Origin of the sequence: Dactylosporangium roseum (genome assembly GCF_025264685.1) — a bacterium.
Classification (GTDB): Bacteria; Actinomycetota; Actinomycetes; order Mycobacteriales; family Micromonosporaceae; genus Dactylosporangium; species Dactylosporangium roseum.
In genome coordinates, this window is the sequence record NZ_CP073721.1 from 5,871,046 (window position 1) to 5,889,272 (window position 18,227).

The following is an 18,227-nucleotide window of genomic DNA, read 5'->3' on the forward strand; positions in this document are numbered from 1 at the left end:
TTTTACGCCAGGACGTCCGCCAGCGCCACGTGGCTCATGCCGTGCGCGTCGGCGACCGGGCCGTAGGTCACGTGCCCGTCGTGCGTGTTCAGGCCGAGCGCCAGCGCCGAGTCGCGGCGCAGCGCCTCGCGCCAGCCGCGGTTGGCCAGCTCCAGCGCGTAGGGCAGGGTGACGTTGGTCAGCGCGTACGTGCTGGTGTGCGGCACGGCGCCGGGCATGTTCGCCACGCAGTAGAAGATCGAGTCGTGGACCCGGTAGATCGGGTCGTCGTGCGTCGTCGGCCGGGAGTCCTCGAAGCAGCCGCCCTGGTCGATCGAGATGTCGACGAGCACGCTGCCCGGCTTCATCCGCTTCACCAGGTCGTTGCTGATCAGCTTCGGCGCCTTCGCGCCGGGGACGAGGACCGCGCCGATGACCAGGTCGGCGTCGAGGACGGCGCGCTCGATCTCGTAGCTGTTCGAGGCGACGGTCTGCAGGTGCCCCTGGTAGATGGCGTCGGCGCCGCGCAGCCGGGCGATGTTCTTGTCCAGCAGCAGCACCTCGCCCTGCATGCCCAGCGCGATCGCGGCCGCGTTGAGCCCGGACACGCCGGCGCCGATGACCACGACCTTCGCCGCGTACACCCCGGAGACGCCGCCGAGCAGGACGCCGCGCCCGCCGCCGGCACGCATCAGGTGGTACGCGCCAACCTGCGGTGCGAGCCGGCCCGCGACCTCCGACATCGGAGCGAGCAGCGGCAGCGACTTGTCGGCGAGCTCGACCGTCTCGTAGGCGATGCCGGTGACCTTGCGGTCGATCAGCGCCTCGGTGCAGTCCCGCGACGCGGCCAGATGCAGGTAGGTGAAGAGCACCTGCCCCTCGCGCATGCGGTGGTACTCCTCGGCGATCGGCTCCTTGACCTTGAGGACCAGGTCACCGGCGGCCCAGGTGTCGTCGGCGGTCGGCACGATGGTGGCGCCGGCCTCGCGATACTCCTGATCGGTGATCGACGAGCCCGCACCGGCTCCGGCCTGGACGAAAACGTCGTGCCCGTTGGCGGCGAACTCATGGACGCCGGCCGGTGTGATCGCCACGCGGTACTCGTGGTTCTTCACCTCGCGCGGAATTGCGACCTTCACTGTTCGGACCCCTCTCCACCAGCGTCCGTCACGCTGTGTGTACAAGCGGGAGTTTATGGCCCGGAGAGTGCGATTGCGGGCAGCACAGTGTGAACTCCTACGGCCCTGGATTGACAGACTGTCCGCCGTAAGGCTGATCTATGCTGTGCGGCCATGACCATGTACGGAGGGCAACGACCGACGCCGCCAGCGCCCAAGCCCGATCCGGTGCTGCTGGGAGCGTTCGCCTTCCTGGTGGTGGCGCTCATCGTCGGCGTGGTCCTCGGCGTGCGGGCGTTCACCTCCGACTCGCCGCGAAGCTCGAACGACGCTCAGCGGCGGACCGACCTGCCGGCGCCGGAGACGTCGTCGGCCGCACCGCCGACCTCGGCCCCGCCGTCACCCACTCCCTCATCCACTCCGTCACCCACACGTCCGGCGGCGCTACTGCAGGTGAAGCCGAGTCTACTGCGGGCCTCGCACTCCGGGCTGTGCATGCGGAGCGACGGGGGCAACGGCGCCAACGCGGTCCAGCAGCCGTGCGACGGCAACAACCCCACCGAGCTGTGGGTGCCGCAGATCGTGGGCAACAGCCAGGACACGTTCCTGTTCGTCAACGCCAGGGACAACCGCTGCCTCGACGTCCACGGCGGTTCGAAGGACAACGGCGCGCCGATCGTGCGGTGGGACTGCCACGGCGGCCCCAACCAGCAGTGGCGGCTGCGGCGCGACGGCGACGGTTTCCGCTTCGTGAGCGTCAACAGCGGCCGCTGCATCGGCGTCGACAGCGGCAGTCCCGACCCGGGCGCGGCGGTCCGCCAGTGGGACTGCGACAACTCCGCCAACCAGCGCTGGCAGGTGGCCCAGTAGCGGTCATGCCGGCGGTCGCCGCCGACCTGCTGCTCGGGCCCGGTGCGACGCTCGGCGCGGTGGCCCGGCGGGCGGGCTACGGCAGCGCGTTCGCGCTCAGCGCCGCGTTCAAGCGGATCCGCGGCATGACGCCCCAGCGGCACCGGGAACAATCGTGACCATGGAGAACTGCCCCTGCGGGCTCGGCGAGCCGTACGACGGCTGCTGCGGCCGGTACCATCGCGGCGCCGAGCCGCCGAGCGCGGAACTGCTGATGCGGGCCCGCTACACGGCGTACGTCGTCGGCGACCGCGCCTTCCTGCTGCACACCTGGCACGACAAGACCCGCCCGCACGCCTTGACGCTGGAGCGCAACCAGTCCTGGCAGGGGCTCACCATCCTGGCGCGCGAGGGCGGCGGCCTCTTCGACAGCGAGGGCGTCGTGGAGTTTCGCGCCAGGTACACCGAGGACGGCCGGGCGGGCGTTATGCACGACCGCAGCCGGTTCGTGAAGGTCGGCGGGGCCTGGCGCTACGTCGACGATCTGTAGCGGGCGCGCCACTCGCGGTCGAGCATCGCGTAGATGTACTGGTCGCCGAACGCGCCCTTGAACCACTCGTCCTCGACGAAGTGCGCCTCGCGGCGCATCCCGAGCCGGGACATGAGCTGCCAGGACGGCACGTTGCGGGTGTCGCAGGCGCCCGTGATGCGGTGCAGGCCGAGATCCTCGAAGCCGAGCCGCAGCACGGCCTCCGACGCCTCACGGGCGTAGCCCTTGCCCTGATAGGCGGGGTGCAGCACGAACCCGAGCTCGCCCTGCCGGTGCTCCATGCTGGTCCACTTGAGCACGACCTGGCCGATGACCTTGCCGTCGAGGTCCATCGCGAGCACCAGCCACTGGCCCTCTTCGGCCAGCTCGCTCTGGCCCATCCGCCGGCGCAGCCCCTCGCGGGTCTGTTCCTCGTCGTGGACCTCCCAGTAGAGATACCGCACGACCTCCGGGTCGCCCGTCAGCGCGCGCAGGTCGGCGAGATCGTCCGCGGTGAACGGGCGCAGGACCAGCCGCTCGGTGCGCACGGGATACGTCGGACGGAGCACGCCGTGATGTTAACCGCCGGCCGCGCTGCGCAGCACCACAATTGTGCCGCCCGCACTCGTGCGCAGCTCGACCTCGTCGACGAGGTGCCGGGCCAGCCAGAGCCCGCGGCCGCTCACGGCGTGGCTGGGCGGGAGGTCCTGCCCGTTGATCCGCTCGGCCGGGATGCCGCCGCCCTTGTCGGTGACCTCGCACACGAGCACGCCGTCGACGATCCACATCCGCAGCGACCCGCGGCCGCCGGCGTGCCGCACGGCGTTGGTGACGATCTCGTTGACCGCGAGCACGAAGTCTTCGAGCCGTCGCCCGTGCATGCCGGCACCCGCGGCGCCCCGGCTCACGGCATGCCGGACCGCGGTGATCTGCTCAGCGTCGAAGTCCTCGACCAGCAGCGCCGTCGTCTGAACGGCATCGGCCACGGCGTCACCTTTCCGCTGTGTCCCGCCGAGAGTACCCCCCGGCGCCGGGGACGCGTCGGCGAAGTCACCCTGAAGCGCAAGATGCAATTCGGGCGACGCAAGATTGGCGGGTGGACGACGATCTGCGGGTCACCCCCGATGTCACCCTGCCCCGCGCGGAGCTGACGTGGCGGTTCAGCCGCTCGGGCGGGCCGGGCGGCCAGTCGGTGAACACCACCGATTCCCGCGTCGAGCTGCGGTTCGACCTGGCCGCGACGGGTGCGCTGCCGGAGCCGCTGAAGACTCGCGCGCTGCATCGGCTGGCCGGCCGGCTGGTCGACGGGGTGCTGTCGATCGTCGCTTCCGAGCACCGTTCGCAGCTCCAGAACCGCCGCGCCGCCGAGGAGCGCCTGGTCGCGGTCATCGCCGCCGCGATCGCCCCGCCGCCCCGGCCGCGAACGCGAACCAAGCCGTCACGTGGAGTCATCGAGCGGCGGCTCAGCGACAAACGGCACCGTTCCCGGCGGAAACAGGAACGCCGGCGCCCCGAAGATTAGAAAATCACGGGGTGGTACTGCACCGTGTCTGCCTGATCGCGTTGAGTCTCCTGTTGACGTCGTGCGGGGGTGCCGCGCCCTCCTCCGATTCCCGGACGGCCGCGAGCGAGGCACCGGGCCACCCGCCGCAGACGGCCGCCGTCCCGGGACTGCCGAGCCTCCCGGCGGCCGCGGGCAGCCCGGTCGACCTGACCGGCTGGGAGGTCACCGTCTACTACACGGCGGTCGCCGCGTTCCACAGCGGCGCGACGGTCCGGGTCACCGGCTGCCCGACGATCGACTGCGATCGGGGCGTCGACCAGCAGGACCTGGGCAGCTACCCCGCCTCGTTCGTGGACGTGGTCAAGAACGAGGGCACCGGCAAGACCGCCGACGGCCGGTACCTCAACTGGTCCCACGACACCGGCTACTGGATGGACACCGCCCCGCGCGACGCGGACGGCCGGCCGCTGCGGCCCTGGGTGTCGGCGGCGGCCGACAGCGACGTCCTGCGGGTGGGCAGCCGGTTCACCGTCCTGCGCTGCGGCACCGCCGAGGTGACGGCGGAGGTGTGCGCCCGTCTCAAGGAGCCCACCTGGACGATCGTCGACCAGTTCACGCCCGGCCTGGGCGGCAGCAAGCACGTCGACCTCTACATCGGCGAGGAGACCGGCCCCGGCTTCACCGACTCCGACCTCTACACGACCCTGAAGGGCGCGACGCTGTCGGTCCTTCGGGCATGATGGCGGCGGGAAGGGCACCGTCTTCGGTGCCACCGGCATGACGGGCACGTCCGGCGGTCGAGGGACGTCGGCGCCGGCCGGCGGGGTCCTCCGGGTCACGGATGGTCGATCGCCGGGCTCGCGAGCAGCGGGCCGACATCGGGAAACGAGCCGTCGCCGAAGAGGACCCGCGCCGCCACGCGGCGACCCGCACGACCGCGCAGCAGCGCCACCGCCGCCTCCGCCGCGGCGGGGGATCGGATGCCGGCGAACACGCGGCGCAGCAACAGCCGGCCGCGGAACCGGGCCCGCAACGCGCCCCCGTCGTACCGGCTGAGGATGCGCTGGTCGCCGGTGCGCAGGTATCCGGCGGTGACCGCCGCGGCAAGCTCGGACATGCGCAGGCAGGGGTCCAGCCCGCCGGCCGTCAGCGGGGACACCGCGCCCGCCGCGTCCCCGACGAGCAGCCCGGCGGGGCACGCCAACCGTCGCAGCACACCGCCGACCGGGATCGGACCGCCCCGGCGCTCGATCGGACCGGCCGGCGCCGCGCGGCCCGGCGCGTCCGCGGCGAACTCGTCCAGCAGGTGGCGGACACCGGTGCGCATCCCGCCCGGGTATCCCGCGACGCCGACGTGCGCGTGCCGGCCGTCGTCGATGACCCAGCCCAGGTATCCCGGCGCGACCCGGGGGTCCAGCACGCAGTGGAACGCCGGGTCGGTGGTGCCCGACGCGATCGGGTGGACGATCTCGGCACCGACCAGCATGCGCCGGTTGACGTCCAGGCCGAGATCGCGGGCCACCCGGGAGCGGGCACCGTCCGCGCCGACGACGAACCGGGCCGTCACCGGTTCCGCACCCGCGAACCGCACCAGACCCGTCGAGGCGCCGATGTACCGCACGCCGAGGACGACCCGTGCCCCGGCCTCCTCCGCCGCACGGCGCGCGTGCCCGTAGACGCCCGCCATGTCGGCCACGCGGTACTCGTCCCGGTCGCTGGTGAGCCGGACCGGCGCCCGCCGCGACGGCGGATACAGCAGCACGTCCCGGACCCCGGGGCCGAGCAGGTGGTCCGGCAGGTCGAAGTCGTCGAGCGTGCGGCGCACGAAGATCCCCGTCGTGCGGATGCCCGACGACAGCGACCTGCGGCTGTCGACCACCATCACGCTCAGGTCCCGACGCGCGAGCAGGCGGGCCGTGTGCAGGCCGGCCAGGCCCGCACCCACGACCAACACATCCACGGTCTGCACACCTTGCGACGGTAGGGGCGGCGCCCCGTCAATGCGATCGTTTGCACGCTACCCGCCCCGTACCTCCACATCGTCGCCACACTCGGAACCGGGAGGCCTACGCCCCCACGTACGTCGCGAGGTGCTCGCCGGTGAGGGTCGAGCGGGCCGCGACCATGTCCGCGGGCGTGCCCTCGAAGACCACCTTCCCGCCGTCGTGTCCCGCGCCGGGCCCGAGATCGATGATCCAGTCGGCACGGGCCATCACCGCGAGGTGGTGTTCGATCACAATCACGGACTTGCCGGCGTCGACGAGCCGGTCGAGCAGCTTGAGCAACTGTTCCACGTCGGCGAGATGGAGGCCGGTCGTCGGCTCGTCGAGCACGTAGACCCCGCCCTTCTCGGCCATGTGGATCGCCAGCTTGAGCCGCTGCCGCTCGCCACCGGAGAGCGTGGTGAGCGGCTGGCCGAGGGTCAGGTAGCCGAGCCCGACGTCTTCCATCCGCGCCAGGACGGCGTGCGCGGCCGCCGACTTCGCCTTGCCGGCGGCGAAGAACTCCTCCGCTTCGGTGACGGACATCGCGAGCACCTCGCTGATGTCCTTGCCGCCGAGCTTGTACTCGAGGACGGCGGCCTGGAACCGCTTGCCCTCGCACTCCTCGCACACCGTCGCGACACCGGCCATCATCGCCAGGTCGGTGTAGGTGACGCCGTTGCCGTTGCAGTTCGGGCACGCGCCCGCGGAGTTCGCGCTGAACAGCGCCGGCTTGACGCCGTTGGCCTTCGCGAAGGCCGCCCGGATCGGGTCGAGCAGGCCCGTATACGTCGCCGGGTTGCTGCGGCGCGAGCCCCGGATCGCGGTCTGGTCCACCGAGACGACCCCGGCGCCCTTCGGGATCGAGCCGTGGATGAGCGAGCTCTTGCCCGATCCGGCGACCCCGGTCACGACGCACAGCACGCCGAGCGGAACGTCGACGCTGACGTCACGGAGGTTGTGCCGGGTCGCGTTCCGGATGGCGAGCGCGCCGGTCGGCGTGCGGGTCTCCGACTTGAGCGTGGCCCGGTAGTCGAGGTGGCGACCGGTCAGCGTCCCGCTCGCGCGCAGCCCCTCGACGGTGCCCTCGAAGCACACCGTGCCGCCGGCGCCTCCCGCACCCGGCCCGAGGTCGACCACGTGGTCGGCGATCGCGATGCTCTCCGGCTTGTGCTCGACGACCAGCACGGTGTTGCCCTTGTCGCGCAACTGCACCAGCAGCCCGTTCATCCGCTGGATGTCGTGCGGATGCAACCCCACCGTGGGCTCGTCGAAGATGTACGACACGTCGGTGAGGCTCGACCCGAGGTGCCGGATCATCTTCGTGCGCTGCGCCTCGCCACCGGACAGCGTGCCGGAGGGACGGTCGAGACTGAGGTAGCCGAGCCCGATCTCGACGAAGGAGTCGAGCGTCTGCCGCAGCGTCGCCAGGAGCGGCGCGACCGAACGATCCTTGATGTCGCGGACCCACTCGGCGAGGTCGCTGATCTGCATGGCACACGCGTCGGCGATGTTGACGCCGTCGATCCGCGAGTCCAGCGCGGCCTTGTTGAGCCGTGTGCCGCCGCACTCGGGGCACGCCGTGAACGTGACGGCCCGGTCGACGAAGGCGCGGAGGTGCGGCTGCAACGCCTCCTTGTCCTTCTGCAGGAACGCCTTCTGGACGCGGGGGACGAGCCCCTCGTAGGTCATGTTGATGTTGTCGACCTTGACCTTGACCGCCTCCTTGTAGAGGAAGTCGTGCAGCTCCTGGTCGGTGTAGTCGCGGATCGGCTTGTCGGCGTCGACGAATCCGGACGCCGCGAAGATGCGCACCAGCCAGCCGTCGGGGTTGTAGCCCGGGATGGTGATGGCGCCCTCGGCGAGCGACTTGTCCCGGTCGAACAGTTCGTCGAGGTCGATGTCGGTCGCGGTGCCCATGCCCTCGCAGCTCGGGCACGCGCCCGCTGGCACGTTGAAGCTGTAGTGGAACGCCGGCCCCGCGCTCGGCACGCCCAGCCGGCTGAACACGATCCGCAGCATCGCGTTGGCGTCGGTGGCGGTGCCGACCGTGGAGCGGGAGTTGGCGCCCATCCGCTCCTGGTCGACGATGATCGCCGTGGTCAGCCCTTCGAGCAGGTCGACGTCGGGCCGGGACTGGCTGGGCATGAACCCTTGCACGAACGCGCTGTAGGTCTCGTTGATGAGCCGCTGCGACTCGGCGGCGATCGTGCCGAACACGAGCGAGCTCTTGCCGGATCCAGACACACCGGTGAACACCGTCAGCCGTCGCTTGGGGATCTCGACGGTCACGTTCTTCAGGTTGTTCTCGCGGGCCCCGTGGACCTTGATCAGGTCATGACTGTCTGCGGCATGCATCGGGCCACAGTAAACGACGGCTCTGACATTTTTCGGCGATGCCGGCCGAGCCGCACCGCGGCAACGGCGGCCGGCGCCGCACGGGTCGCGGCGCGCTGGACGGCCACCGGAGCACCGCCGACGCCGAAGACGCGGTGGCGGCCGTCGGCTAGCGGTCGCCGAGCAGGGAGCCGCCGACGGTGCGGGACCGGCCACGGAACTCGGCCACCACCTCGCCGTCGGGCCGGCGGACCGTCACGTCGTAGAGGCCGCCGCGGCCACGGCGGATCCGCTCCACCGCCGTGGCCGTCAGGACGTCGCCGGACCGGACCGGCGACAGGAACTCGATGTCGCAGCCCGCCGCCACGGTCCGCTCGTCGTACGTGTTGCAGGCGAACGCGAACGCCGTGTCGGCCAGCAGGAAGACGAACCCGCCGTGGCCGATGGCGTGGCCGTTGAGCATGTCGTCCCGCACGGTCATGCGGGCCGTGGCCCGGCCCGGGCCGACGTCCTCGACGGTGATGCCGAGGGACCGCGACGCGACGTCGTCGGCGAACATGGCGGCGGCGCAGGCGCGGGCCAGCTCCAGCGGTTCCACAGGCCTCAGACCGCTTCGGACGCCGGGCGCAGCGTCGACCAGCCGCGGTCCCGGGCGTGGGCCGCGCCGAGGACACCGACCAGGCAGGCCGCGTTGGTGATCTCGCCGCTCAGCGCCATCCCCACCGCCTCGTCGAGGTCGATCCAGCGCAGTTCGAGGTCGGCCTCCTCGTGGATCCGCTCGTGGCGGTCCTCAGCCGGTACCGACGCGATCTCCCGGGCCAGGAAGAGCCGGATCTTCTCGTTGGAGCAGCCCGGCGTCGTGTGGACCTCGGTCAGCAGGTCCCACCGGGCGGCGACGAGGTCGGCCTCCTCGGCGAGTTCCCGCGCCGCGGCGTCGACCAGCGGCTCCCCCGCCACGTCGATGAGCCCGGCCGGCAGCTCCCAGAGCACCTGCCGGACCGCCGGGCGGTACTGGCGGACGAGCGCGACCCGCCCGTCGGCTCTGAGCGCCACGACCCCGACGGCGCCGACGTGGACCATGTAGTCCCGGGCGGCGACGTCGCCGCCCGGCATCACGACCTCGTCGGTGACGATCGAGAAGACCCGGTTGCGCAGCCGCTCGACGTGCGACCGGACCTCGTAGGTGTTCGTCATGCGTCGATGGTCTCCAGTTCGACCGGCAGGCGGTCGGCCGCGTTGTAGACCACCGCGGCGCCGACGAACGCGGCGAACAGCGGGTGTGCCCGGGTCGGGCGGCTCTTGAGCTCCGGGTGCGCCTGGGTGGCGACGAAGAACGGGTGCTGCTCGCGGTCGAACTCGACGAACTCGACGAGCCGGCCGTCCGGGGAGGTGCCCGAGACGCGCAGGCCGGAGCGCTGCATCGCGTCACGGTAGGCGTTGTTGACCTCGTACCGGTGGCGGTGCCGCTCGGAGACCTCGGTCACGCCGTACGCCTCAGCGGTGAGCGTACCGGGGACGAGGACCGCCGGATAGGCGCCGAGTCGCATGGTGCCGCCCATGTCGCCCTTGCCGGCGACGATGTCCTGCTGGTCGGCCATGGTCGAGATCACCGGGTCGGGGGTGTCGGCGTCGAACTCGAGCGAGTTGGCCCCGCTGATGCCGGCGACGTCGCGCAGCACCTCGATCGTCATGCACTGCAGGCCCAGGCACAGGCCGAGCGTGGGGATGCCGTGCTCGCGGGTGTACCGCGCGGCGCCGATCTTGCCCTCGATGCCCCGCACGCCGAAGCCGCCCGGGATGACCACGCCGTCGACGCCGGCGAGCGCCTGGGCGGCGCCGGCGGGCGTGGTGCAGGCGTCGCTGGGCACCCAGCGGATCTCGACGCGGGCGCGGTGGGCGAAGCCGGCGGCGCGCACGGCCTCGGTGACCGAAAGGTACGCGTCGGGCAGGTCGACGTACTTGCCGACGATCGCGACCGTGACGGCCTGCCGCGGGTGGTGGACCCGGTCGAGCAGGTCGTCCCACTTCTTCCAGGCCACGTCGCGGAACGACAGGCCGAGGCGGCGCACGACGTAGGCGTCGAGGCCCTCCTCGTGCAGGACCCGCGGGATGTCGTAGATCGAGGGCGCGTCGGGCGCGGACACGACCGCCTCGGTGTCGACGTCGCAGTACAGCGCCAGCTTGTTCTTCGTCTTCTCGGGGATCTCGCGGTCGGAGCGGCAGACCAGCGCGTCGGGCTGGATGCCGATGCTGCGCAGGGCCGCGACGGAGTGCTGCGTCGGCTTGGTCTTCAGCTCCCCGGACGGCGCCAGGTACGGCACCAGGGAGACGTGCAGGAAGAAGCAGTTGTCCCGGCCGATGTCGTGGCGCACCTGCCGGATGGCCTCCAGGAACGGCAGCGACTCGATGTCGCCGACGGTGCCGCCGACCTCGGTGATCACCACGTCGGGCGCCACGCCGTCGGCGTTGGGCTCCGACATGGCCCGGATGCGGGCCTTGATCTCGTTGGTGACGTGCGGGATGACCTGGACGGTGTCGCCGAGGTATTCGCCGCGGCGCTCCTTGGCGATGACCGCCGAGTAGATCTGGCCGGTGGTGACGTTGGCGTTGCGCGACAGGTCCTGGTCGAGGAACCGCTCGTAGTGGCCGATGTCGAGGTCGGTCTCGGCGCCGTCCTCGGTCACGAACACCTCGCCGTGCTGGAACGGGTTCATGGTGCCGGGGTCGACGTTGAGATACGGGTCGAGCTTCTGCATGACGACCCGCAACCCGCGGGCACTGAGCAGACTGCCGAGGCTGGACCCGGTCAGACCCTTGCCGAGCGAGGAGGCGACGCCCCCGGTGACGAAAATGTGCTTGGCCTGCCGGCTCGCACCGGTCCGTGCTGATGAGGACAAAGCCTGCTCCCGTGGTCGGTCCGCTGCAGAAGCGCAACGTGGGGATCGAGCGATCCACGGGAGTCCAGCCTAACAGCAGGTGAGCAGGGCCGCAGAAGACACACCCGGCGTCACACCCGTCACACTTGTGCCTCCGCCTCGCTCCTGGCCGCCTCCTGCGAACGGTCGTCGGCGTGTTCGAGCACTCTGAGACATGCCAGGACGACCAACGGCGACGCCGTGGCGACGGCGGCGCCCAGCACGTTCAGCGACACGCCCTCGACCAGGCCGGCCGTGAGGGAGGCCACGACGAGCCCGGCCAGGGCGCCGCGCACCGGCGGGAACACGCCGAGGAGCCGCCGCAGGCCGCCCCAGTCGCGCAGGAGGACGAACGTCACGTACAGCACCGTTCCGAGCACCAGCACGGTGAGCGGGCTGGTGACGGTGGTGACGACGTTGGCCTCGCCGATGCGCCGGGCGATGAAGCCCGCCGTGCCGTCCTGGGTGCGCACCAGCAGCCGCCCGACGCTGCTGCGCTGTTCCTCCGGCTGGAACAGGTCCAGGACCGCGAACCCGGCGGTGACGAACAGCGCCGCGCCGCCGGCCCAGACGAGCCGGGTGATGGTGAGCCAGCCCCCGACGGACATCGCGGCGGCGACGCAGACCCCAGCGGTGAGCGCGACCGCGCCGGAGGCGTCGGCACCGAGGTACGGGCTGCCGACGACCACCATGCCGACCGCGCCGAGGACGGCCATCACGAACGGCCGCCAGCGCCGCTCGAAGCGCTGGGCGAGGGCGGCGCCACCGACCAGCACCCCGGCGACGAGGAGCCCGAGGCCGATGACCCCGACCCCGGCGTAGCGGCCCCCGAGCACCGCCGAGTAGCCGGCCACGCCGTTGAGCTGCAGCCGGGAGCCGGTCAGCACGTCGAGCGCGACGGCCAGCGCCGCGATCGCGGCCACCCCGCCGAGCGGCGCGATGGCGCGGCTGCGGGTCGTGACGTACGCGATGGCAAACGTGGCCACGGCGAGCACGCCGATCGTCACGCCACCGAAGCCCAGGCCCGGCGACGACCACCGCCACCAGGGCAGCAGGTCGGCGACGAGCGCGGCGGGCACGGCGAGGGACGCGGCGACGAGCAGCACCTCGGCCGCGCGGACCACCGCCACCGGCACCGGCCGGGGTGCGAGCGGGCCGGCGGGCCGGCGGGCCCGGCGCAGCAGCGGCACCACCGCCAGGAACAGCAGCAGCTCGGCGACCACGAGCACGGTGAGGAAGCCGGTGCCGACCCGCCGCTGGACGCTGGCCTCCCGGTCGGCGTCCGCGAGCCGCTCGACGGCGGCCCGCAGGTCGCCGGGGCGCCCGCCGGTCATCGAGGCGGCACCGCCGGCGAAGAGCTTGCCGGGCACCGGCCGGTCCAGCGCGGAGAGCGCGGTCGGGGCGAGGTCGACGACCTGCACGTATCCGGGGCGGGAGGTGGACAGCGAGGTCAGCCAGCCGCCGGTGTACCCGGGCCCCTGGGCGATCGCGACGTGCAGCCGGCTGGTGGCGTCGAGGTCGGACAGGCCGGCGAGGACCACCACGGTCCGGGGCGGCCGGGCGGCGACGACGGCCGCGAGGGCGGCGTCGGCGCGGCGGGCGTCGCCGGCACGCGCGGCCGCGTCGTCGCCGGCGATCTGACCGAGGTCGACCAGGGTCAGCGCGCAGGCGGACAGCAGGCTCTCGTCGACCGCCTCCGCGTATCGGTCGACCCGGCCGTAGGGCCGCGCGGCGGCGATCGCGGCGCCCGGGCCGGCGGCCGCGGTGCAGCGGACGCCCTCGGCGAGCGCGCCCGGCTGGGCGCCCCAGTGCAGGTTCCGGTTCCGCGTCACGACCGCGGCCTGGTCGGGCAGCGACGCGCCGGTCCGGTCCGGGTTGATCGTGACGTTCACCGGCGGGCAGGTCGGCGTCACGACGCCCGGCGTGTAGATGGCGTAGTTGCCCGCGCCGAGGGTGAGCCAGCCGTCGCCGGCGCACGTCACCCGCCGCGCCGAGCGGACCGACAGCGCGCCGATGGACCCCTCCTGGGCGAGCTGCCACATGGTCGGCGTGTCGTCCGGGTTCACGTCGTCCCACCGCAGGCCGGCGACCCCGACGACGATGACGTAGTCCGCGGACGGTGCGACCGGTTCGGCGGCCGGCCGCGGGATGAGCGCGACCAGCCCGAGGAGGCCGGCGAACAGGGCGAGCAGCGCCGGGGCGAGGCGACGCAGCCGGTGGCGCATCAGCACTCCTCGCGGGTGCGCAACTGCGCGTACACCGCCTCGATCTGCTCCAGCGTGTCCCGCTCGGTGGGCCAGGTGGCGGCCTGCGCGAGGCCGCGCTTGCCCAGCGCGGCACGCCGCGCCGGGTCGTCGAGCAGCTCGGCGACCGCCGCGGCGACGCCGTCGACGTCGTGCGCCTCGACGAGGCGGGCCGCGTTGCCGACCAGCTCGGGGACGCCGCCGACGGCGGTCGTCACCAGCGGTACACCGGCGGCCATCGTCTCCTGGACGAACAGGGGCTGGCCCTCCCACACGCTGGTCGCCACGACGAGGTCGGCCGCGGCCAGCAGGTCGGGCACGTCGTCGCGGTAGCCCAGCAGGCGCACCGGCGCGTGGTCGGCGGAGATGCGCTGGGCGAGCATCATGTACGACGGGCCGCTGCCGGCGATGGCGACGAACGGTTGCGGCTCGCGCTCCCGCCAGCGGGTCGCGGCGGCGACGAGCGTCTCGAAGCCCTTTTGCGGATGGAGCCGCCCGACGGCGAGCACCAGCGGCTGGCCCGGCTCGACGCCGAGCTCGGCGCGCACGTCGGCGGCGGCGCGCGCGGGCGGCGGCAGCACCGGTGCCGGCACCTTCGCCAGCCGCACGTCGCGGGCGCCGAGCTCGCGGGCCCGTTCGACGAGGTCGCTGGAGACGCCGAGGGTCACGTCGGCGGCGCGGGCGACGCGGCGCTCGAGCGGGTGGTACAGCTTGGCCCGCAGCCCCTGCGCGAGGACCAGGTTGTGCCAGGTGACCACGAGCGGGGTGCCGGCGGGCCGGGCGAGCGCCGCGACCAGCCCGGCGCGCAGGCTGTGGGCGTGGACGACGGCCGGATCCACCCGTTTGAGGGAGCGCCGCAGCGCCCGGACGGCGAGCAGGTCACCGGGCTGCGGGCTCGCCGGGATCTCGACGGGCACGAACGTCGCGCCGTGCGCGGCGAAGCCGAACTGCGCGTCGGTCGCGGCCGGGCCGTGCACGCTGACCTCGTGGCCGCGGGCCACCAGGCCGTCGGCCAGCATGCCGACGTGCCGGCCGGTGCCGCCCGTGGTCGACGCCAGGACCAACGCGATGCGGGCGCCCACTATCCGTCCTTCCTCCTGATCAGCCGCCGCAGGGACGACCGGTCGGTGATCGCCGTCCCGGCAAGGAACACCACCGCCACCACGACTCCGCACAGCATGCCCTGAGCGACGGCCCCGCCCACACCTGGGGTGGTGATCACCCCCTTGATCGCCAGGCCCGCCGTCACCGCGAGTGCCGCGGAGAGCAGAGCAGCGGCAATCGTACGGGCTGCGCCTGCCAGCGCTGCGCCCCCCGCCCTCGCGCGGACCGCCGCGAGCAGCGCCGCGCCCAGCAGGATCATGCCGATCGAGTTGGCCGCCGCCACCGCCGGCACCCGGTCCGCGATCGGCAGGGTGACGGCGAGCAGCAGCGCCGCCAGCGCGGCGGCGGCCCAGCCGGCGGCGGTCGCGGCCGCGGCGGCGTACGCGTTCGCGCTGGCGTAGAGCGCCCGTGACAGCAGCGCGAACAGCCCGTACCCCAGCAGGCCCGGCGCGAACCAGGCGATCGCGCCGGCGAGCGGCCCGATGGCCGGCGGCTGCGACGAGGCCGCGGCGAGCAGGACCGCGATCGGCCGGGCCAGCACGATGAGCGCGGCGGCGCCGAGGCTCGTGAGCAGCACGATCGTCCGCACGGCCGGGGCGAGCGCCCGGGCGAACCCGGCGCGGTCGCCGGTGACGGCGTGCTCGGCGAGCGCCGGGTAGGTGGTCGTCGCCACCGGCACCGCGAGGACCGCCCACGGCAACAGGAAGATCGTCTGCGCCAGGCTGTAGACGACGATGGCGCCCTCGCCGGCATAGCTGGTCAGCCGGATCGCCAGGCCGAGCACCAACTGCTGGGTGCCGACGGTGACGATCCCGGCGACGGCGAGCGGCCGCAGGGTGCGGACGGCGTCGACGTGCAGGCCGGTGGCGGGCCGGATCCGCAGGCGCAGCCGGCTCATCGGGATCACCAGGCAGAGCGAGAGCACGGCGACGGCGAGCGTGGTGCCGCCGGACAACAGCGACAGGTGCTCCCGCGACACCGCGCCCAGGTCCGCGCCACGCCCGGCGAGCAGGCCGAACGCCACGTACACGGCCATCACGGTGAGGCTGGACAGCAGCGGCGCGATGACGGGCCAGGCGAAGCGGCGGTACGTCTGGAGCGCGCCGGTCAGCACGATCCCGATCCCGTACAGCGGTAGCTGCGGCGCGAACACCCGCAGCATGTCGGTGCCGGCGTCGACGACCTCGGGCGGCTGGCCCTCGGTGAGCAGCGCGACGAGCGGCCGGGCGAAGACCGCGACGGCGAGCGCGAGCGGGGTCAGCAGCAGCACGACCCAGGTGAGCAGCGCGGACACCGTCCGGCCGACGGTCTGGCGGTCCTGCTTGGCGGCCGGCCCGGCGAGCAGCGGCACGACGAGACTGGCGAGCGCCCCACCGGCGACGAGCTCGAAGATGATGTTGGGGATGGTGTTGGCCGCCTGGTACGCGTTGCCGAGGTATGTCGGCCCGACGGACCAGTTGAAGACCAAGATGCGGGCAAATCCGGCGATCCGGCTCAGAATGGTAAGTCCTGCGACAAGCGCCGCGGCCCCGAGAAGTCGCCGCCAGGTCACCCGCGCGGGTACGGCCGGGGTTTCCGCCGCCCGTCCGCGTCGGTTCCGGCCGGCGCGTCACCGGCCCACATCGTGTCGTCCTCCCACAGCGGCACGTCCACGGCACCGCCGCCCTGCCGGCTCCGGCCGCGCGCCTTCCCGGCGCCGGCACCCTCGCCGTGCGGCCGCTCGCCACCGTCGGCACCGCTCCACAGCGGGCCGTCAGCGGCGTCCGGACCGCCGGCCCACAGCGGCCCGTCGGCCCCCGGCGCGCCGTCGCTCTCGCCCGCCGGCGCGGGTGCGGGGCGCCGGCCGAACTGGTCGATGCGGTGCAGCACCGGGGTCCGCTCGATGACCTTGGTGAAGCTGACCTTCTCGCTGGCCGCGGTCAGGGCCACGATCCCGGCGAGGGCGGCCGCGCGGCCGAAGGTGCCGGTCCGGGCCGCGTACGCCGTGCCGAGCAGCGCGCCGAGCGCGTTCGCGCCGGCGTCGCCGAGCATGATGTCCTCGTTGAGGTCGGCCGGCAGCAGGGCACCCGCCGCCCCGAGCGTGCCGGTCGCGATCCCGCTCCCGCCGAGCGGCGCCCCGACGATCATCCCCGCCTTGATGGCGCGCCCGGGCCGCAGGTCGAGCAGGTTGAACAGGTTGGCCGCCCCGGCGATGACCCCGGCCCCGAGCAGCACGTCGACCGTCCGCCGCCGCGGCAGCAGCGCGGCGGCGACCAGCCCGGCGGCACCGACTCCGGCGATCTTCACCAGCCCGCTGGTGACCCGCCCCTCCCGCAGCGCGCCGAGGTGCCCGCGGAACCCCTTCGCCGCATGCTCCGGCCGCCCGCCGACCAGGTCGTCGTAGAACCCGACCGCCCCGGACCCGAGCCCCGCCACGGCGGTGGCCGCGACGACCCGCCCGGTGCCCGCACCTGGCGCTGGGTGCCGCCGCGCCGCCGGCCGGATGGCCGGACGCCGTGCGACGACAGCCCTCGGCGCCGCGCTCCTGCGGGCGGCCGCGCCGAGCATCGCGCCCGCCGTGGCACCCAGCGCCAGGGCCGGGCCGCCGGCCAGGGAGACCGTGCGGCCGCGGAAGTTCGTGCGGTCGAGGGCGGGCCGGCCGGCCAGCGTGCGCAGGGCCGCCCGCGCGACCGCGCCGCCGACCGGGGCGGCCAGCAGCCCGAGCAGCCTACGAGCCATTGGCCGCGCTCGCCGTCTTCGGCAACAGGCTGGTCGCGCCGTCGCCGATGCCGTAGTGACCGGTCTTGCCACCGAGCCGTTCGACGAGTGCCATGACGGCGGCGACCTGCCCGTATGCCGTCACGGCGTTGTCGACCGTCGAGGTGGTCTTGGCGATGGAGGCGTCACCCCGCACCGACGAGACCAGACCGTTGGCGGAGAGCCCGGCGACGACCGTGGGCCCGGCCAGGTCGAACCGGGTGGCGATGGTCATGGCGGCGGTGTTGCGCTCCTTGGCGTCCTTGCCGCTCGCGGGTGCCCCGGCGACGATGATCACCGCCTCGGCCGGCGCCTTGAAGTCACCGTCGAGGCTGATGAAACCGCTGTTCTCGTACATGCTGAGCACCGTGCGCGCCCCCTCGACCTGCGGCGCGCCGGCCTTGGTGACCAGCACCGAGGCGAGCAGCGTGGCGGACCTCTCGACGCCGTTGGGCGTGGTGGGCAGCGCGCCGCTGATCGCCGGCGGCGCCCAGGACTCGGCCAGGTCGAGCAGCAGGTCGTTGCTGGCCGCGGCGGTGAACCTCTGGTTGACGGTGATCGTGCCGACGACCTTGGCGCCGGCGGTCCCCAACATGGTCGCGATGCCGTCGGCGGCGGTGTTGACGTCGTCGTCGCTGCCCGCGAACTTGACCAGCGCCACGTTGCGGTTGGTCAGCTTGCCGTTGAGCAGCATCGGCGCGACCTGGGTCGCGAAGTCGGCGTTCTTCTTCAACTCGGCCCGGGACTGCTCCAGGTCGTCACGCAACTGCTGCTTCTCGTCGGTGATCTTGTTGATCTGGTCGTTGAGGTTCTCGGCCAGCGGCCCGTTGGCCGCCGCGGTGCCGACGACGAGGCCGATGGCGAGCGCCAGGAAGACGGCAGCCAGCGACACCACGTGGTACCGAAAGTTGATCACAACAAATGCGCCCGT

16 protein-coding genes and 2 pseudogenes are annotated in these 18,227 nt (G+C 73.1%); 5 read left to right on the forward strand and 13 right to left on the reverse strand.

All coding sequences use genetic code 11. The features are described 5' to 3' along the window. Positions 1 to 2: 2 nt before the first annotated feature. The gene (ald, locus tag Drose_RS27430; RefSeq protein ID WP_260724200.1) at positions 3 to 1,118 is read right to left on the reverse strand and encodes an alanine dehydrogenase; all 1,116 of its coding nucleotides are present in this window, start codon (positions 1,116 to 1,118) and stop codon (positions 3 to 5) included. Between the two features lie 153 nt (positions 1,119 to 1,271). Between ald and Drose_RS27435 the strand changes: the two genes are divergently transcribed. From Drose_RS27435 to Drose_RS27445, 3 genes and pseudogenes are all read left to right on the forward strand, one after another. Beyond that, the gene (locus Drose_RS27435) at positions 1,272 to 1,967 is read left to right on the forward strand and encodes an RICIN domain-containing protein (protein WP_260724201.1); all 696 of its coding nucleotides are present in this window, start codon (positions 1,272 to 1,274) and stop codon (positions 1,965 to 1,967) included. A gap of 11 nt (positions 1,968 to 1,978) precedes the next feature. Beyond that, positions 1,979 to 2,125, forward strand: a pseudogene (locus Drose_RS27440) (helix-turn-helix domain-containing protein); the annotation flags it as partial. A gap of 2 nt (positions 2,126 to 2,127) precedes the next feature. Beyond that, complete coding sequence (locus Drose_RS27445; RefSeq protein WP_260724202.1) at positions 2,128 to 2,496, forward strand: YchJ family protein; 369 nt, start codon at positions 2,128 to 2,130, stop codon at positions 2,494 to 2,496. Here Drose_RS27445 and Drose_RS27450 read toward each other — a convergent pair. Continuing rightward, on the reverse strand, positions 2,478 to 3,044 hold the full coding sequence (locus tag Drose_RS27450) for a GNAT family N-acetyltransferase (RefSeq protein WP_260724203.1): 567 nt from the start codon (positions 3,042 to 3,044) through the stop codon (positions 2,478 to 2,480). The two genes, Drose_RS27445 and Drose_RS27450, sit on opposite strands and share 19 nt — an antisense overlap. Before the next feature lie 9 nt (positions 3,045 to 3,053). Beyond that, entirely contained in the window at positions 3,054 to 3,461 is a 408-nt protein-coding gene (locus Drose_RS27455) for an ATP-binding protein (protein ID WP_260724204.1), read from the reverse strand. 110 nt (positions 3,462 to 3,571) lie between these two features. Between Drose_RS27455 and arfB the strand changes: the two genes are divergently transcribed. Further along, on the forward strand, positions 3,572 to 3,997 hold the full coding sequence (gene arfB / locus Drose_RS27460) for an alternative ribosome rescue aminoacyl-tRNA hydrolase ArfB (protein WP_260724205.1): 426 nt from the start codon (positions 3,572 to 3,574) through the stop codon (positions 3,995 to 3,997). Between the two features lie 11 nt (positions 3,998 to 4,008). Next, positions 4,009 to 4,719: an RlpA-like double-psi beta-barrel domain-containing protein gene (locus Drose_RS27465; protein WP_260724206.1), complete on the forward strand. Its 711-nt coding sequence runs from the start codon at positions 4,009 to 4,011 to the stop codon at positions 4,717 to 4,719. Between the two features lie 95 nt (positions 4,720 to 4,814). Here Drose_RS27465 and Drose_RS27470 read toward each other — a convergent pair whose 3' ends face one another. The 10 genes and pseudogenes from Drose_RS27470 to Drose_RS27515 all read right to left on the reverse strand — a co-directional run bounded on the left by Drose_RS27470 (position 4,815) and on the right by Drose_RS27515 (position 18,212). Next, on the reverse strand, positions 4,815 to 5,939 hold the full coding sequence (locus Drose_RS27470) for an FAD-dependent oxidoreductase (protein ID WP_260724207.1): 1,125 nt from the start codon (positions 5,937 to 5,939) through the stop codon (positions 4,815 to 4,817). A 106-nt stretch (positions 5,940 to 6,045) separates the two neighbouring features. After that, entirely contained in the window at positions 6,046 to 8,319 is a 2,274-nt protein-coding gene (locus Drose_RS27475) for an excinuclease ABC subunit UvrA (protein WP_260724208.1), read from the reverse strand. A 148-nt stretch (positions 8,320 to 8,467) separates the two neighbouring features. Continuing rightward, on the reverse strand, positions 8,468 to 8,857 hold the full coding sequence (gene paaI, locus Drose_RS27480; RefSeq protein ID WP_260729820.1) for a hydroxyphenylacetyl-CoA thioesterase PaaI: 390 nt from the start codon (positions 8,855 to 8,857) through the stop codon (positions 8,468 to 8,470). A 44-nt stretch (positions 8,858 to 8,901) separates the two neighbouring features. After that, a complete protein-coding gene (locus Drose_RS27485; RefSeq protein ID WP_260724209.1) occupies positions 8,902 to 9,492 on the reverse strand; it encodes an NUDIX domain-containing protein in 591 nt (196 codons plus the stop codon). After that, complete coding sequence (locus Drose_RS27490; protein ID WP_260724210.1) at positions 9,489 to 11,195, reverse strand: CTP synthase; 1,707 nt, start codon at positions 11,193 to 11,195, stop codon at positions 9,489 to 9,491. The genes Drose_RS27485 and Drose_RS27490 overlap by 4 nt, the downstream gene beginning before the upstream one ends. A gap of 119 nt (positions 11,196 to 11,314) precedes the next feature. After that, positions 11,315 to 13,438 (reverse strand): hypothetical protein, encoded by a 2,124-nt coding sequence (locus Drose_RS27495; protein ID WP_260724211.1) that lies wholly within the window; start codon positions 13,436 to 13,438, stop codon positions 11,315 to 11,317. Then, positions 13,438 to 14,538, reverse strand: a complete 1,101-nt coding sequence (locus Drose_RS27500) for a glycosyltransferase family 4 protein (protein ID WP_260724212.1) — start codon at positions 14,536 to 14,538, stop codon at positions 13,438 to 13,440. Before Drose_RS27500 ends, Drose_RS27495 begins: the two co-directional genes overlap by 1 nt. Then, positions 14,538 to 16,028 carry a murein biosynthesis integral membrane protein MurJ gene (gene murJ / locus Drose_RS27505; RefSeq protein WP_260724213.1) on the reverse strand — a complete coding sequence of 497 codons (1,491 nt, stop codon included), beginning with the start codon at positions 16,026 to 16,028 and terminating at the stop codon, positions 14,538 to 14,540. The genes Drose_RS27500 and murJ overlap by 1 nt, the downstream gene beginning before the upstream one ends. 362 nt (positions 16,029 to 16,390) lie before the next feature. Next, positions 16,391 to 17,278, reverse strand: a pseudogene (locus tag Drose_RS27510) (hypothetical protein); the annotation flags it as partial. Next, on the reverse strand, positions 17,268 to 18,212 hold the full coding sequence (locus Drose_RS27515) for a copper transporter (RefSeq protein WP_260724214.1): 945 nt from the start codon (positions 18,210 to 18,212) through the stop codon (positions 17,268 to 17,270). The gene Drose_RS27515 and the pseudogene Drose_RS27510, both read right to left, overlap by 11 nt. Between the last annotated feature and the right edge of the window lie 15 nt (positions 18,213 to 18,227).